Source organism: Lactobacillus sp. ESL0261 (assembly GCF_003693025.1).
GTDB lineage: Bacteria > Bacillota > Bacilli > Lactobacillales > Lactobacillaceae > Lactobacillus > Lactobacillus kullabergensis.
The window spans coordinates 17,326-33,048 of sequence record NZ_REHN01000010.1; the positions used below are offsets into that span (position 1 = coordinate 17,326).

Consider the following 15,723-nt stretch of genomic DNA (forward strand, 5'->3'; position numbering starts at 1 on the left):
CTAAAATTAAATTATTAATCTATTTTACGTGTCATTAGCACTCCTATTCATCAAGTGCTAACTTACATTTATGATAATAACCCCTTTTCATAAAAAATGCAAGAAAAAATTAGCACTTTGAGTAAAAAAGTGCTAATTGTATTTTTATACCTACTTTTTCTTATCTGAGTCAAGGAAGTAAATTAGAGTTTGTAATTCCGTTGCCAAATCAACGTTCTGGATTCTAATACCACTTGGAGCAGACAAACGAATTGGCGTGAAATTCATAATTCCTCGAATACCGGCTTCAACCATATCATCAGCAGTCTTTTGTGCTGTCGTGGAAGGAACGGTCAAAATTGCAATAGAAATCTGTTGGTCACTAAGCTGTTTTTTTAGTTCACTCATGTCATAAACAGGCACGCCACTGAGAATCTTGCCTGTAATTTTATCATCTATATCAAAAGCACATGAAATACGAATATTGTTTGTACGTTTGAAATTATAGTTTAATAACGCATGGCCTAAATTACCAACGCCAACCAGGGCAACATTTGTTAAGGTATCTTGATTTAAAATCTTTTTAAAAAAGGAAAGCAAACTTTTTACATCATAACCATAACCACGTTTTCCCAATGCACCAAAGTATGAAAAATCACGTCTGATTGAAGCACTATCTACTTGAACAGCCTCAGATAATTCAGTTGAGGATACCTTTTCTTTACCAGCCTCATTTAAAATTATCAGGTAGCGGTAATATAGCGGCAATCTTTTAGCCGTAGCCGTGGGTATTTTGATTTTTTCCATTTAAAAAGCCTCCAACTTGATTAAGAATATATTTTGTTTTGTGAATTTTTCAGCAATTACTACTATTTTATCTATAAATTTGCGCCATTTGCAAACATTTTTTTCACAATCTATCAAATTTTAGCATAATAGTAACAGGTTTGATAATAGAAATTTAATTTTTTACTCTTTTAATTAAAAAATGCTTCTTTTTTACATTTATTTCCTATATTTATCAATCAAACTCTCCCACAAGAATTTTGCTACGTATGCTAAAATGGTTTCTAGGTGAAAAATTATGATAATTGCTCAAGGGCACGATTTAAAAAAACAATTCGGTGCCAACACATTATTTAAAAATGTCAATTTTTCAATTGACTCAAATGCAAGAATAGGTCTCATTGGACCCAATGGTGTCGGTAAAACGACATTGCTTAAGATTATGACCGGCGAAGAAGAAGCCACACATGGCGACTTTACCATCAATAAAAATATAGATGTCGGCTATATTGCTCAAGAAAATGATTTAAATGAAAATAAAACTATTTGGGATGAAATGTTGTCTGTTTTTACCCCTTTAATTAATATGGGTAAAAAGATAAGGGATTTACAAGAAGAAATGTCTGCAAATCCGCAAAAAAAGGATCTGCTAAAACAATATGACCAATTGCAATACAGCTTCGAACAACAGGGAGGATACACCTACCAGGCCGATATCAAGAGTGTTTTAAATGGCTTTAATTTTCCTGAAGCAACTTGGACTAAAAAGGTTGGCAGCCTTTCCGGTGGAGAAAAAACACGGCTCTCTTTTGTCAAGTTATTATTACGCAAACCCCCGTTATTATTACTTGATGAACCTACCAACTATCTTGATTTAGACACATTAGACTGGCTTGAAAATTACCTTAAAAACTATTCTGGTGCCATTTTGGTAGTTTCTCACGACCAATATTTTTTGGATAATTTAGCAACGCAGATTTTTGAATTACAATTTGGCAAATTAACTGTGTTTAAAGGAAATTATTCTGCCTACGTCGCTGAACGTCAATTACGTGACCGTCAACAAGAAGAAGCATACGAAAAGCAGCAAGAAAAAATCAAAAAAGACGAAGAATTTATTCAAAAAAATATTGTTAGAGCCAAAACTACCAAACGAGCACAAAGCCGCCGCAAGCAATTGGAGAAAATGGAAAGAATTAATCCGCCAAAACGCAAAAGCAAAGTACGCATTAATTTCCAAAGCGAGCGGCCATCTGGTAAAGAAGTGCTAATTTTACGTGATTTAACTATTGGCTATCCCACAAAAACAATGGTTCACGGTATTTCTCTGCAAGTAAATAAAGGCGATCGCGTGGCCGTTATTGGTCAAAATGGTATTGGTAAATCAACTTTACTCAAAACCGTGATGAAGGAGTTAAAGCCGAAAAAAGGTTCAATTAAATATGGAGCATCCCTTGATATCGGCTATTATGATCAGGAACTTCAGGGACTTGATCCAACTAAAACGGTAATCGATACAGTTTGGGACCGGCACAAAACAATGCCTGAAAAAGATGTGAGGTCGATTTTAGCCAGTTTTTTGTTTACGGCAAAAGATATTGATAAAACTGTCGGGCAACTTTCAGGTGGTCAAAAGGCCAGATTAACATTAACTGTTTTGTCACTAGAACATAATAACTTTCTGCTGATGGACGAACCTACTAACCACTTGGATCTTGAAGCTAAGGAAGTTTTAGAACAGGCGCTACAGAACTATGATGGTACTTTACTTTTTGTTTCTCACGACCGCTATTTTATCAATCAGTTAGCAAATAAAATTGTAGAAATTAAAAACGGTATTGCTCAAGTATATGAGGGTGATTATAGCTATTATTTAGATGAAAAGAATAAGCAAGACTCAGCCTCAAAAAATGAATCATCCGAGAATAGAGAAATAGTAGAACCTGAGCAAAATAAAAATAAATTGTCCTATCAGGAGCAAAAGTTGCGCGATTCACAAAAGCGTAAATTGCAAAGAGAAGTTGAAAATACCGAAAATAAAATTGAAAAACTGGAAAAAGAACAAAAAGATATTCAATCTCAAATGGCTGATCCAGCAATTGCTACTAATTTTGACAAATTAGGTCCCTTGCAAGAACAGCTTAACGCTGTACAAAAACAACTGGACGATGCAAATAATGCTTGGGAAAGTGCATTGAATAAACTGGATAGCTTTGACTAAAATAATATATATTAAGTTAACACAACTCCAAAATAAGATTAACTAGCCTTTTATCTAACGTTTCTATTCTTAGCTAGTGCTAGATTTTTTTATTAACTATTAATAAAAATTTCTTTTTATTTATAAATACGTAATAATTATCAGACGCAAAAAAGATCATTATACTATTGCTTTTAAAATTGTAGTTGTTTAAACTTAAAGATAATAATTTTACTGGCTCTATCAAAAATAAATTGAGAGGTACACATGGAAAAATTACGCACTGCTCTTTAATTATTAATTAATTAAGGAGGAATAAAAATGAAATATATAGCTGACAAAAATATTGCTATGGATCAACTTATCAATTTATACACAAGCGTTGGTTGGAGTTCCTATACACAAAATCCTCGACAACTGCAAAATGCAGTTGCAAATTCGCTTTTTGCTATTGGCGCTTATGATCAAAACCAGTTAGTTGGATTAATCAGAGTAGTTGGTGATGGTCTGACCATCATTTATATCCAAGATTTACTTGTTAATCCTGCTTATCAAAGACAAGGAATTGGTACGAAATTAATCAATAGCGTGCTAAAGAAATATAATTCTGTAAGACAGAAAGTTTTGTTGACAGAAAATACCGTTAAAACGCGCATGTTTTATGAGAGTTGTAATTTTAATCCCTGTGACAAATACAACTTGATTGCTTTCTACAAAGATTTTTAAGAAACATAAAGAGTCTGGGAAAAAAACTATCTTTTCCCAGGCTCTTTTGCTCAATATTTTATCTTTTAGTTTTAAGAAGAACTCACACCAATCTAGTTGACTTTATCATGGTAGGTACCTTATTACCTGATTAGAATAGATAATACTGTAACATAAAATTTACACAGCAAGTTAAGATATTATTGAATATTAAATCTGTATATATTTATTTAATCAAAATGGGAAACTCTTTTGAAACGAGTTTCCCATTTTGTAATGACGAGTATGTTATTGCTTGTTATATATTTTTACACTTAGTTTTAAAAGACTTTTGAGTAAGCATAATTTAAATAAACAAATGAACGATCTAGAGTTATGATAACACTAAATTAGAAGTAAAAATATTAATTTAAGAAATATAAAATTTTATTCTTTATATTTTATATAACTGGACAGTAAAATCATAATAGTAATTATTAAAATTGAACAGCATAGCGTTAAAAGCCCTGTCGTATAGTTCAACTGCACATTTTGATAATTCATTCCTAAATTGCCAGATACTATGTCAACTGCGTTCAAGTAAGCCATTGGCAACCAGGCGCAAATCTTACGCAGCGGATCAACTATCATAGTTGCAATGTTGAGCCCTGGGACAAGTAAAATAGCGATAAGTAATGCTGGTAATTTATCACGAAAAATTCGGGCAAGGAACTGAACTAAGACAACATCGAAGATCAAGGTAAGTGCCTGCAATACAATTACTTTGATAATAAAGCTGCCAGTAGTTACACATTTAATAAGGGGACCACTAACTGTATATTGAACTACGATATAAGGGAAGGATAAACTACCAGTACCAGAAATAAGGGAAGCTACAATAAATAATACTAAGTTAATCCCTAAAAAACTACCAAGAGTCAGGACTATTCCTACTATGGTATTCGAAATCATTAAATTATTTTTTTCAAGCGGTAATAACTGCGCCGTATCTAACTTTTGATGGTAAGAATCAGTTAAAAACAAAGTTAATAAAAACAGAGCAACAAGAGTAAATACGTAAGGCAAATATTGCTGATTTAATTGCAGTAAGAATTGCCAGCCTGTTACTGGCATATCCTGACTTTCATAAGGCAAAGGCTCATGGCGTAAGTAGTTAAAGAATTGCAGTTTTTTCTCTACATTTGTCCTTGAATTAAGGCCTGTTGAATCTTGGCCATTTGATGTAATAGTTTGTTCTTGCTTTTTTTGTTGCCACATAATCGTGTAGGCTTTGCGCCATTTGCCTTTATTTGCCGCTTTTTGAACTTGTTTATCTTGCTTAACTGCATCTTGGTTTTGCTTAATAGCAGCTTTAGTATCATGGTAAACTTCAGTTTTTGATTTTTGTTTATCATGTTTAAGTAATCTTTGCTGCCGGTTAATTTCTTTTTGGCGGTAAGCAATCTCTGATTTAGCCCCCGCCTGCAAGGAAAATTGGGGATTAGTACGAATATTCATGAATAAGACAATACCCATTAACAAGAGCAAAATTGCTAAGCAAACTGGGGTTAGCTTATTCTTAAATACTTTTTTAAGCTGAAAAGCCAAATAGGACATTATGCCAATCTCCCATTTCTATGTGCAATAGTTGTAATGCGATCAATTAAAAGTACCAGCAAGAATAATAATATAGAACTTAGTATTAAGGTAAACACACCATTTGAAAAGTTAATCGCGGAATTATCCATTGCATAGGCTGTTTGGTTTGATACAACATTTAAAGCTTCTAAATAAGTACCAGGAAGCCACTGCGCAATCTTCTCCAACGGAATGATAAAAATTGTAATAAAATGACCGCCTAATAAAAGCAATAGCGAAACTAACAGAGTCGGTAACTGGTTATGAAAGATTTTAGCAGCCAGCTGCACAAACAAAACCATAAATATGAAATTTAAGAGCTGCAGTATAGTTGCTTGGGGCAACAATTTGGCGGTCTGAACAATTCCTGGCACCAAGTGGTCGCTAACCAGATGGTGAATGATGTAAGGATAGTCACTGCGACCAGTACCAAAAATGCTCGCTGCTCCACCGAAAACTAATAAGTTTAGTAAAAGAAAAATAAAGCTGACAACTGCCAACCCAACAATATTATTAGTCAGGGTACTTTGCAAGCGATTAATTGGCAAGACAGTCGAAATGTCAAGACCATTTTTATAAGAACCAGTAAATAAATAAGTCAAAACAAAAATCATTACTAAACTAAATAAGACGGGCAAATAGTTTTCATTCAAATCTAATAGAAACTGTATTCCAGTGACTGCGCTATCGCTTTCATAAGGCATAGGGTGAGCTATGAGATACTTTAAACGCAGTATTACACTTTTATGTCTATCTTTTTCATCCGAACTTAGATCAGTCAATTTGCCTTTTTGTTCCCTTTTTAATTTGGTCTCATAAACTTGCTTCCAGTGATTGTGATTAATATCATCAACAAAGGTTTGATCTTTTTTTAATTCCTTTTCAGTTTGTTTGATATCTTTTTCAGTGGCCTTGTATGATTTTCCTTGCGGTGAATATCGTTTGAGCGCTTGACGATCCGCTTGTAAGGCTTCCTTTTTCATGGCAATCTGACCTTGAGCATCTCCTTTTAAAGAACCAGTACCACTGAGCTGCGTAGACTTCATGTATAGTAAGCAAAAAGAAATTAATAATAAAATAACCAGTGAAATAATTGATAGATTGTGTTTAGTAACTTTTTTAAGTTGCAATGAAAAATATGAGATCATTAGTCTACCTCGTGCATCATTTGTTTTTGTAAAACGAGGCGGTGTAAGTTATTCACTTTAATCTCGCTGCTATAGTGAGAGGTTAGGATAATACATTTATTACGCTGAGTTACCTCATCATTTAGTCGTTCATAAAGAATTGCGCGACTTTCTTCATCAAGACCGTTAGTGATCTCGTCCATCAAGTAATATTCAGCGTCACTAACTAAGTACATGGCCACAATCAATTTTTGCTTCATTCCAAGCGAATACTTTTTAATCGGGACTTTGACATACTCACGTACACCCAGCAAATCAAGTTCTTGATCAAGGTCGACATTAGAATGCCATTGGCTTTTCACGAATTTTAAGTAATCAAGGCTAGTTAAATTGACGTTCAACCATTCATTGCTTTCAAAGAAAAAAAGCTTACGCTTATTTTTGGCATATGGTTTTCCGTCTAATAAGACTTTGCCAGAAGAAACTGGAATAAGATCCGTAACAGCACGCAAGAAACTTGTTTTACCAGAACCGTTCTCTGCAGCAATTTGATAAAATTGACCGGGTGCAAAATGATAGGAAAAATCGTGCAGGATTGGCTGCCTGGTTTTGAGCGATAGGTTTTGGACTGTTAACATCATTGTCTCCTTTTTTGAGTGGTGAATTAAGTTGAAAATGATAGAATACTATATCAGGATATCATTAAATTATATCAATTTCATTGTTTTTTGATTAGGAGTTTAAACATTTCCCCTATTTATTTGTAAGAACTTGGTTATATTTGAGTTTTATTAATAGTCCATGTTTATAAAATTCATAATCAAAGTGATTATCAAATTTTGTATTTCTTGAACTTACTTTTTTGATTTCCCACTTTACCTTTCTGACTTTATTATAATCTGGTAGGAAAACTAAATTAAAAAATGTCATATATGATTTTTGAAGTGACCCCCAAACTTAAAACAAATTTGGGGGTTCATTTTTATGACTAAATTATCAAAACAAGATAAAATTCAAACCTTTTTCAGAGTTTTGATAATAGGCTTCATTAATTAGTTGATTAAATTCTGCTTCTTTTCAATCAAAGGACTGATCACGCTCATTTAGTAATTGATACATAAATTTAATGTTTAAAATAGTTAATCTTAAAACGTATAATGACAAAAAAGGTCTAGGAAAAGCTAGCCCTCTTGACTTAATAAAACTAAAGCCGACAAACCACTTTTTTAGTGATTCGCCGGCTCTTTTAGTAAGATCACAGATCTACTTTTTTCACAGACTCTTTTATTGTTTATTTTATTGCAGCATTTCTGAAGCGTAAGGTAATTCTAAAGATGGATCAGCATCCAAAGTAAGATCAGCGAAATTTCCTTCTTGGTATAAGTTATAGGCCGCAGCACCAATCATTGCAGCATTATCTCCACACAATTTTAACTCTGGCAAAATTACTTTCGGTTGTAAGTTCCGAGGCAGGTTTGCTATTTCATGATTCATTCTTTCACGTAAACCGTGGTTAGCTGCAACTCCTCCACCCATAATAAAAGTTTTTGGAGCATACTGTTTAATTGCTCTAATAGTTTTAGTAGCCAAGACATCTATCACTGCGGCTTGGAAACTGGCAGCCAGATCATATTTATTCAGGTCTTGATGAATTTGTTCAGCGTGATGATAGGTATTAATAAAAGCACTCTTTAAACCAGAAAAAGAAAAATCATAATCATCTTCTTTAATCATTGCCCGCGGAAATTCAAAGGTATCCTTTCCTTTCTGAGCCCATTCATCAATAGTTTTACCAGCTGGATAATTGACCCCCAAAACTCGGCCAATTTTATCATAAGCTTCTCCAGCCGCGTCATCCCTCGTATCGCCAACTATTTCAAAATGGGTTGAATCTTTTAACAATACAATTTCTGTATGACCGCCAGAAACTTGCAGAGCAAGAGCCGGATAAGAGATTTCTTCCTTTAACTGAGCTGCCATAATGTGACCCATGATATGATCAACGCCAATTAAAGGAATACCTGTTGCCATTGAAGCAGCTTTTGCCGCGCTAACACCAATTAAAAGGGCACCTACCAAACCAGGTCCATAGGTTACCGCAATTGCATCAATATCTTTCCAAGCTACGTGTGCTTCTTTCAGAGCTTCATTGGTTATTTGTGTAATAACTTCAATATGATGACGACTAGCAACCTCAGGAACAACTCCCCCAAAACGTTGATGGCTTTTAATTTGAGTAGCTACTATCAAACTTTCCACTTCTCTGCCATTTTTTACAACAGATGTCGAAGTCTCATCACACGAACTTTCAAAAGCCAAAATACGGATGTCTTTTTTGTTTACCAATTTATTTTCCTTTCTTTAGTCACTTGTCAATTTAAGCACCATGTTAAAAGCATCTTGATGCGAACTCTGGTAATAATTAGGCCACACAAAACTTACTGTAAAACCTAACTTGCAATACAAATTTTGAGCAGTCAAGTTATCAACTCTTACTTCTAGACTAAGTTCTTTACAGTTTTTATTTTTAGCAATTTCAATCACTTTTTTGATTAAATAAGTACCTATACCCTTTTTTTGCCAGGCCGAATCAACCATCAGATTAGTAATATGTGCATTACTACTGTCAAAGCGTGCACAGATTAATCCAATGACACACTGGGTTTGCAATACAGCTAAATATAGTGAATCATTTCTACTTATTTCAGTATGAAAAGCCATTGAATTCCACGGTTGTTTCCCCTGATAAAGACTTTGCTCCAGCAACAATATTGCAGAAATATCTTTAACTTGGGCTTGCCTGACACTCAGAATAGATTGATTCACAGTGATTTTTTCTGGGGCAAACTTAATAAACTTTTTTTCTTTTGCTAAAAGCCAAAAAGACCCAAAATGCTTAAACTTCTTCCACATAATTGCTATCTGGTTTATAGGCTTCCCCTGTCTTTTTATGCCAGTCAATTTCAGCTTGCGTGCGCCGCAAATAATTCGGCAATAATTGATCAGGGTCATCAGGTTGAGCATTCAAAGCCAGCTTACCTATTAAACCAGCATGAACAACATTCTGTTTTTCCGTGCCCAAACTGAAGGGAATATTTGTCTTTCCTATAGCCTCTTCCTGCTTTTCAAAGCCAGTCCCAACATAAATCACTTTTTCCAAATTATTAGCTGTACAATATTCTGATATCGCACTTAAAAGAGTATCAATGTGATAGTGACCATCGGGAATCACGCAGACAGGTACATTACCATTTTCCTTATTTATATAAGCACCGGCAAAATAGTTATTATTGCGAGCATCTATACCTGCTACTATTAAAGTACCTTCTTCTGCACAACTTGCAGCCAGTGCTTGTAAAGTAGAAATGCCTACTACATCTTTATGTAATATGCTGGCAAACATTTTTACCGTAGTTACACCAATCCGTAATCCAGTATATGAACCCGGTCCTATCGCAACAGCAAAACGATCAATTTCAGCTAATTCCAGATTATGTTCTTTTAAAATTTGGTCAATTAAAGGATCTAGATGTGCACTATGATTGCGGGCATCATACTCATTTTTTTCCGCAATAGCCTCACCATTATCATTTAAAGCTACGCTTAAATTATTTGTCGCAGTCGACATACTCAAAATTTTCATTCTAAAATTTTTATACTCTTTTCAAAATTACCTTTTGATTCTCACGCGTGAAATGGCGTTTAATACAAAGTAACTAATAATCATCTCTAACCACGGAGTAATCGCTTCTTTAGGTATTCGTTGAATAAGGACAACGCGAAAGTCCATCCCGTAAAGAAGGTGAACCCAAAGCGTATTTAAACCTATATTAACAACAACAGTTACTAACAATGTTGCTAAAATTATTCGCCATATTTTAACTGGCTTTTGATAAAAAACCAATCCATAAATAAAGGGACCTATCATTGCACTCAATGTAAAGCCAAGGAAAAACCCTCCTTGATTGCCAAATAGAGCTGATGAAACCAAATCACTAATTCCACCACCAATACTGCCCCATACTGGTCCAAACAAATAACCTAGCATTACACTGCCTATAAATCCGAGGCTAACATGCACAATTGTTGTTCCAACTGTAAAACGACTAAGAATAATTTTCATTGCCACGATAATTCCTAAAAGGACAAGATCACGCAATTCGACCTTAAGCATCTCTTTAATAGTCATTTTCAGCACTTTCTTTCTTCAGTTAATTTTTGTGAGAACACAAAAAATAATTATATTATAATTTGCGCCAAGTTAGTTCACAAACGGCTTTATCATTTTTGTCCTCATCCGCAATTGTGTGATATGATTTAACACCATTCTCATCATTAATTACGCTCACGCGCGAATATGGTTCTTCCCCATAGCGCACTTCAAGGTTAAATTTAATATCAATAGTCTTGACAATATGGTTTTTCAAAAAGTCACGGTCCAATGTATCAATAAACCAGTTAAAATAGTGGCCATTGGTCATGTGATGGTTTGTATCTAAATCATCATAACGTACCCGATATTGTCTCTCATTTTGATATTCATCTTGTACTCTTAATCTAGGAAAACGAGGTAATTTTTTTAGAAGTGGAACGCCAATTTCAGCCATCATTTCTTTATCTGTGGAAACCAGTTTACGAGTTTTTAAATCAAATAGCACCCATTCGCTCTTAACAGTTATCAGGTCATTGCCATTTTGATCTGTAAAAGCATAATTTCTATATTCTAAAAAACGGTTATAGCCGAATGGTTCGGTTGTGATGGTAATTTCTTCATTTGGTCTGGGCAGACGCGCCACTTCAATATGATATTGTGTTACAACCCAGCCTAATCCTCTTTTAGTTAACGCACTTGTACTGCCATTGCCTGAGTCTAATTGATGCTCTGAAACGCTCATCATTAAATCAATCATTGCAGGCAATTTCAAATTTTTATTTTCATCACACTCATAATAATTTACTATATGCTTTTCACTATACTTCATACTTTCACCTACTTTTGATGATAACGTTCATATAACTCATTTTTTGAAACATTATTTTCTTGAGCTACTGTCTTAATCGCCGATTTTTTACTTTCTCCTGTGTCAACCAACCGATTCACCGCTTTAATTAATTCGGCCCACGACAATTGCGTTTCTTGAGCGGCATTAGGAGAGATTAAAACAACGAATTCACCTCTGGGAGCATTTTGTTCAAAATAATCTGTAACCTCACTGATTGTACCACGAATAAATTCTTCATGAATTTTAGTAAGCTCTCTGGCAACAACAATTTTACGCTCAGAATTCAATATTTCAGATAAATTATTGAGAGTTTTTGTCAACCTGTGTGGCGCTTCATAAAAAATAGAAGTAGCATGAGCTTTTTTCATTTGCTCAAAAAAAGGCTGTTGTTCACTTTTTTTACGGGGTAAAAAACCATAGTATGTAAAAGGTTGGGCGTCAAAGCCAGAGGCAATCAGGGCAGTAGTAAATGCGGAAGCGCCGGGCAGAGGAACTACGGGAATATTATTTTTGATACATTCTTGCACCAGAATATATCCTGGATCAGAAATGACGGGCATCCCCGCATCGCTAATCTCAGCAATAACCGCTCCCTCTTTCATTAGCTTGATTAATTCAGGTGCCCTTTCTTTTGAATTGTATTTGTGAAAGGAAAGCATATGATTATGGACCCCAATTTTTTCAAGCAAAATTCCACTTGTTCTAGTGTCCTCAGCAGCAATATAATTAGCTTCCTGTAAAATTCTTTTTGCTCTAAGGGTAATGTCCTCAAGGTTGCCTATCGGAGTTGGCACTAAATAAAGTTTGCCGCTGTCTTGGCCATAACTACTTTGCCTTTGCATTTAATCAATCCTTTAATGTTTTTTCTTCTTTTCGCCAAAATTATCAAGAATATCCAAACAAAACATGCAGTCAGTATTGGGATCACGGTGAGAGCCATAGTACATATTGCAAATATGGTAACCTGAACTGTAAATTTGCCGTAAAGATTCAAGACCACTCTGAGTTTTAACGGTGTTATTGTGGGCATTATTCATTTTGTCCATTTTTTCACGCAGCAACTGATTCTCTACTTTTAACTCAGTATTTTCTTTCAATGTTTCCAAAATACTATTTTCTAAACTCTCGATTGTTTTGGTCATGCTAACCATTGAATCATGAAGTTGCTCTAACTTTGAATAAGAATCCACCTTAAACACCTACCTTTTCCATTGCAAAGCAAGAAAGTCCAATAAATTGCGAAAATTGACATTGCTGTACTGCATTTTGTCAATTTCAAGCAAATACTTTAACATCCTTGCCCCGATTTCTTGATTACTGCTGTTTAATTCAGCTTGAGCCCATTTTTTAAGTAAAAAAAGAATATAATTTTGCTCACTTTTGCTTTTAGCCATTTCCGCTAACTGATGTGCACTCACTAGTGAAAGTGAATTGTGTTCAAGCATTTCTTGGTAAAAATATTTGCTTCCTTTATCTAATTTAGCTGTATCTTCCAGTGAGTCAACTTCACTCGGACTAAAACCATTTGCCAGTAATTCTTCACTCTTATCATGTTTTTTTTGATTGAGCGTGAAATTAATAATCTGAGTACGTGAACGAATTGTGGGCAAAATTTGATCGGTATTATTTGTAATTAAAATAGTAACAACAGGTGCTATAGGTTCTTCCAACAAGTTAAGTAAAGCATTAGCCGCAGGCAAAGTTAACTTCTGGGCTTCATTAATAAAAAAGAAACGCACACTGCTTTGAACCGGACTTTTAGCTAGTTCTTCCTTCAAAACACGAACTTGATCAATTCCCAAATTTTGCTTGCCTTCAGGCTCTACCAGTAACACATCAGGGTGATTGCCTGAAATAATTTGCCTGCAATTCTGACACGTACCATCCGGTTTTTCAGTACCGCTACAATTAAAGAGACAAGCTAACCAATATGCTGTATTTAATGCCTGAACTTCATTGGCATCAACAAATAAGTAGCTATGAGCCAATTTGTTTTGCTCAAAAGCTTGACGCAAAAGTTCAGACTGTTTCTTGCCTCTTTTACTAATATCGACCGACATCAGAATTGCTTGAATTCTTCAACAGGCAAAACAAAACAAGTGGCTCCCCCAACCGTAATTTTTACTGGTTGGCTACTCATTTCAAAACCTGTCATCACCAAATTAGGGTTCATATATTCTTCACGGGATTTAGACTCTTCCTTAATGATGCGCAAAACCTGCTTGACATGTTTATCATCTATTCCGATAAGAAAAGTAGTGTTGCCTTCACTTAGAAATCCTCCAGTCGTAGCAAGCTTAGTCGCACGAATGCTTTCCTTGACAAAGGTACGTTGGAGCCTATTAGCATCTTCTTTTTGAACAATTGCAACTATTAACTTCATTTTAATCAGTCCTTTAATAAATCTGCTGGTAATTGGTTTGCAATTATTTTAACACAATCTTCTACTACTAAATTAAAGGGTTTATTTGCATCAACTACCTTTATTCTTTCAGGATGAGCCTTAATTACTTCTTGATAACCCTGATAAACTTTTTGATGAAAATTTAATTTTTCCTGTTCCAAGCGATCTTCTTTTCCAGCTCGCTCTTTAGCAATTCTGTCTAAGCCAACTTGCGGTTTAACGTCGAGAAAAATAGTGAGATCAGGTTCAATTTTACTGGTGGCAAAATCATTAATCTGTTTCACAGCGGCAATACCCAAATCTCGTCCTGCTCCTTGATAAGCAAGTGAACTATCAACAAATCGATCAGAGAAAACTACCTTACCAGCTTTAAGAGCCGGTATCACAGTTTCAAACATGTGCTGACTGCGAGACGCTGCATAAAGCAATGCTTCAGTTTTAGCGGACATTTCTTCATTCACAGGATCTAAAATTAATTGCCGGATTTTTTCTGCAATTTTTGAGCCTCCAGGTTCCCTAGTTACTAGATATTGTGTCTTAAGTCTAGGACCAATTTGAGCTACAACTTGCTTTAAAACTGTACTTTTTCCTGACCCATCTGGTCCTTCGAAACTGATAAAATAACTTTTCATAAAACTCTCCATGTTTCTATTTTACAAGAGTTCTCTTTATATGAACACCCCAACGTACTTTTAATTTTTGCGCAAAATAAAAAGTCCTTTCACTAAGGACTTTTTATTCTGAAATCGCATTGGAAAAACCACTAAATCTTGTATGACGATGACGAGCTTCATTATATAAAAAAGAATATTTTGCTCTTAAAATTTTACCTGATACCACGTTATCCTCAGACATATCAAGTGTCGTTGGATCAAGATTTTTTTGAACGGCAATCTGCTCCTGCAAATCTTCAATTGTGGCCATTAACAATTCGTCACCCATTTTTTTAACTTTATTATGTGCCATTAGATTGAAGTTCTCCCTTGTACCGCTCTTTTTAAAGTAATTGAATTAGCATATTCAATATCACTGCCAACAGCCAAACCAGCAGCCAGACGGGTTACTTTAATACCGGACGGCTTGATCAGCTTACTGATATACATAGCCGTTGATTCTCCTTCTGGAGTTGAATTTAATGCCAAAATAACCTCTTTTACGCAATCCTGCTTTTGCAGACGAACTATTAATGACTTGATATTAATTTCTTCTGGGCCAATACCATCCATTGGGGACAAAACTCCGTGCAAAACATGATATAACCCGCTATATTCACCCATATCTTCAAAAGCCATCACATCTTTTGGCTGCTCAACTACCATAATAGTCGATTGATCACGTTCAGGATTACCACATATAGCACACGGATCTTTTTCTGTAATGTTGCCACAAATAGAACAGCGGTGAAGTTTTTCTTTCACCTCTTTTAGTGCAGTACTAAAACTATGAACGTCGTCATCCGGCATATCTAGAGTATAAAATGCAAGCCTTGTAGCTGTTTTTTCACCAATACCAGGTAATTTCATGTAAGAATCAATTAAATGCGCAATTGGTGCTGGATACTGCAATTAAATCATGCCCTTCGTATACTTGCCTAAATTTTGCTGGGTAGCTTGGTCTATTTCTGCTAATCCTTTATTAACCGCATCAATAACTAAATCTTGCAACATGTCAGGATCGTCAGGGTCAATCGCATCTTTATCAATAGTAATATTTTTCAATTTGCGATCTCCGCTAAAAGTAGCTACAACCAAGTCATCTGCTGACTTGCCTACAAATTCCTGTGCAGTAATATTTTGTTGTTCTTGCGCCATCTGCTCCTGCAACTTCTTAGCCTGCTTCATCATTTGTTGCATATTCATGCCGCCCATAGCACCAAAATTAGGTCTTTTACTCATATTATTT

At 35.0% G+C, this 15,723-nt stretch carries 19 protein-coding genes; 2 read left to right on the plus strand and 17 right to left on the minus strand.

Features of this window, described 5'->3' with window-relative positions:
* Positions 1-150 precede the first annotated feature (150 nt).
* Positions 151-786 carry a redox-sensing transcriptional repressor Rex gene (locus F5ESL0261_RS06900; protein ID WP_045928377.1) on the minus strand — a complete coding sequence of 212 codons (636 nt, stop codon included), beginning with the start codon at positions 784-786 and terminating at the stop codon, positions 151-153.
* 277 nt (positions 787-1,063) lie between these two features.
* On the opposite strand from F5ESL0261_RS06900, the gene F5ESL0261_RS06905 reads away from it, so the two are divergent.
* Both F5ESL0261_RS06905 and F5ESL0261_RS06910 read left to right on the plus strand, forming a co-directional pair.
* Positions 1,064-2,986, plus strand: coding sequence for an ABC-F family ATP-binding cassette domain-containing protein (locus F5ESL0261_RS06905; protein WP_122052690.1), 1,923 nt, complete (start codon positions 1,064-1,066; stop codon positions 2,984-2,986).
* Between the two features lie 300 nt (positions 2,987-3,286).
* Entirely contained in the window at positions 3,287-3,691 is a 405-nt protein-coding gene (locus tag F5ESL0261_RS06910) for a GNAT family N-acetyltransferase (RefSeq protein WP_122052691.1), read from the plus strand.
* Between the two features lie 405 nt (positions 3,692-4,096).
* On the opposite strand, the gene F5ESL0261_RS06915 is transcribed toward F5ESL0261_RS06910, so the two are convergent.
* The 16 genes from F5ESL0261_RS06915 to F5ESL0261_RS06990 all read right to left on the minus strand — a co-directional run bounded on the left by F5ESL0261_RS06915 (position 4,097) and on the right by F5ESL0261_RS06990 (position 15,716).
* Positions 4,097-5,266, minus strand: coding sequence for a hypothetical protein (locus F5ESL0261_RS06915; protein WP_122052692.1), 1,170 nt, complete (start codon positions 5,264-5,266; stop codon positions 4,097-4,099).
* Positions 5,266-6,435, minus strand: coding sequence for a hypothetical protein (locus F5ESL0261_RS06920; protein ID WP_122052693.1), 1,170 nt, complete (start codon positions 6,433-6,435; stop codon positions 5,266-5,268). The genes F5ESL0261_RS06915 and F5ESL0261_RS06920 overlap by 1 nt, the downstream gene beginning before the upstream one ends.
* Positions 6,435-7,052, minus strand: coding sequence for an ABC transporter ATP-binding protein (locus F5ESL0261_RS06925; protein ID WP_122052694.1), 618 nt, complete (start codon positions 7,050-7,052; stop codon positions 6,435-6,437). The genes F5ESL0261_RS06920 and F5ESL0261_RS06925 overlap by 1 nt, the downstream gene beginning before the upstream one ends.
* Positions 7,053-7,710: 658 nt before the next feature.
* Complete coding sequence (gene tsaD / locus F5ESL0261_RS06930) at positions 7,711-8,760, minus strand: tRNA (adenosine(37)-N6)-threonylcarbamoyltransferase complex transferase subunit TsaD (protein WP_122052695.1); 1,050 nt, start codon at positions 8,758-8,760, stop codon at positions 7,711-7,713.
* Between the two features lie 15 nt (positions 8,761-8,775).
* Positions 8,776-9,327 carry a ribosomal protein S18-alanine N-acetyltransferase gene (gene rimI, locus F5ESL0261_RS06935; protein ID WP_158595204.1) on the minus strand — a complete coding sequence of 184 codons (552 nt, stop codon included), beginning with the start codon at positions 9,325-9,327 and terminating at the stop codon, positions 8,776-8,778.
* A complete protein-coding gene (gene tsaB / locus F5ESL0261_RS06940; RefSeq protein WP_122052697.1) occupies positions 9,311-10,057 on the minus strand; it encodes a tRNA (adenosine(37)-N6)-threonylcarbamoyltransferase complex dimerization subunit type 1 TsaB in 747 nt (248 codons plus the stop codon). Before tsaB ends, rimI begins: the two co-directional genes overlap by 17 nt.
* 27 nt (positions 10,058-10,084) lie before the next feature.
* Entirely contained in the window at positions 10,085-10,603 is a 519-nt protein-coding gene (locus F5ESL0261_RS06945) for a folate family ECF transporter S component (protein WP_034980295.1), read from the minus strand.
* A gap of 55 nt (positions 10,604-10,658) precedes the next feature.
* A complete protein-coding gene (locus tag F5ESL0261_RS06950) occupies positions 10,659-11,396 on the minus strand; it encodes an acyl-[acyl-carrier-protein] thioesterase (protein ID WP_122052698.1) in 738 nt (245 codons plus the stop codon).
* Between the two features lie 8 nt (positions 11,397-11,404).
* Positions 11,405-12,259, minus strand: a complete 855-nt coding sequence (rsmI, locus tag F5ESL0261_RS06955) for a 16S rRNA (cytidine(1402)-2'-O)-methyltransferase (RefSeq protein ID WP_122052699.1) — start codon at positions 12,257-12,259, stop codon at positions 11,405-11,407.
* Between the two features lie 12 nt (positions 12,260-12,271).
* Positions 12,272-12,607, minus strand: a complete 336-nt coding sequence (gene yabA / locus F5ESL0261_RS06960; RefSeq protein ID WP_046332961.1) for a DNA replication initiation control protein YabA — start codon at positions 12,605-12,607, stop codon at positions 12,272-12,274.
* Positions 12,608-12,616: 9 nt separating this feature from the next.
* Complete coding sequence (locus tag F5ESL0261_RS06965) at positions 12,617-13,477, minus strand: DNA polymerase III subunit delta (RefSeq protein WP_122052700.1); 861 nt, start codon at positions 13,475-13,477, stop codon at positions 12,617-12,619.
* The gene (locus tag F5ESL0261_RS06970; protein ID WP_046332402.1) at positions 13,477-13,800 is read right to left on the minus strand and encodes a cyclic-di-AMP receptor; all 324 of its coding nucleotides are present in this window, start codon (positions 13,798-13,800) and stop codon (positions 13,477-13,479) included. The genes F5ESL0261_RS06965 and F5ESL0261_RS06970 overlap by 1 nt, the downstream gene beginning before the upstream one ends.
* 5 nt (positions 13,801-13,805) lie before the next feature.
* Entirely contained in the window at positions 13,806-14,453 is a 648-nt protein-coding gene (tmk, locus tag F5ESL0261_RS06975) for a dTMP kinase (protein ID WP_122052701.1), read from the minus strand.
* A gap of 103 nt (positions 14,454-14,556) precedes the next feature.
* Entirely contained in the window at positions 14,557-14,787 is a 231-nt protein-coding gene (locus tag F5ESL0261_RS06980) for a YaaL family protein (RefSeq protein WP_122052702.1), read from the minus strand.
* A complete protein-coding gene (recR, locus tag F5ESL0261_RS06985) occupies positions 14,787-15,386 on the minus strand; it encodes a recombination mediator RecR (RefSeq protein WP_122052703.1) in 600 nt (199 codons plus the stop codon). The genes F5ESL0261_RS06980 and recR overlap by 1 nt, the downstream gene beginning before the upstream one ends.
* On the minus strand, positions 15,387-15,716 hold the full coding sequence (locus tag F5ESL0261_RS06990) for a YbaB/EbfC family nucleoid-associated protein (protein WP_122052704.1): 330 nt from the start codon (positions 15,714-15,716) through the stop codon (positions 15,387-15,389).
* Between the last annotated feature and the right edge of the window lie 7 nt (positions 15,717-15,723).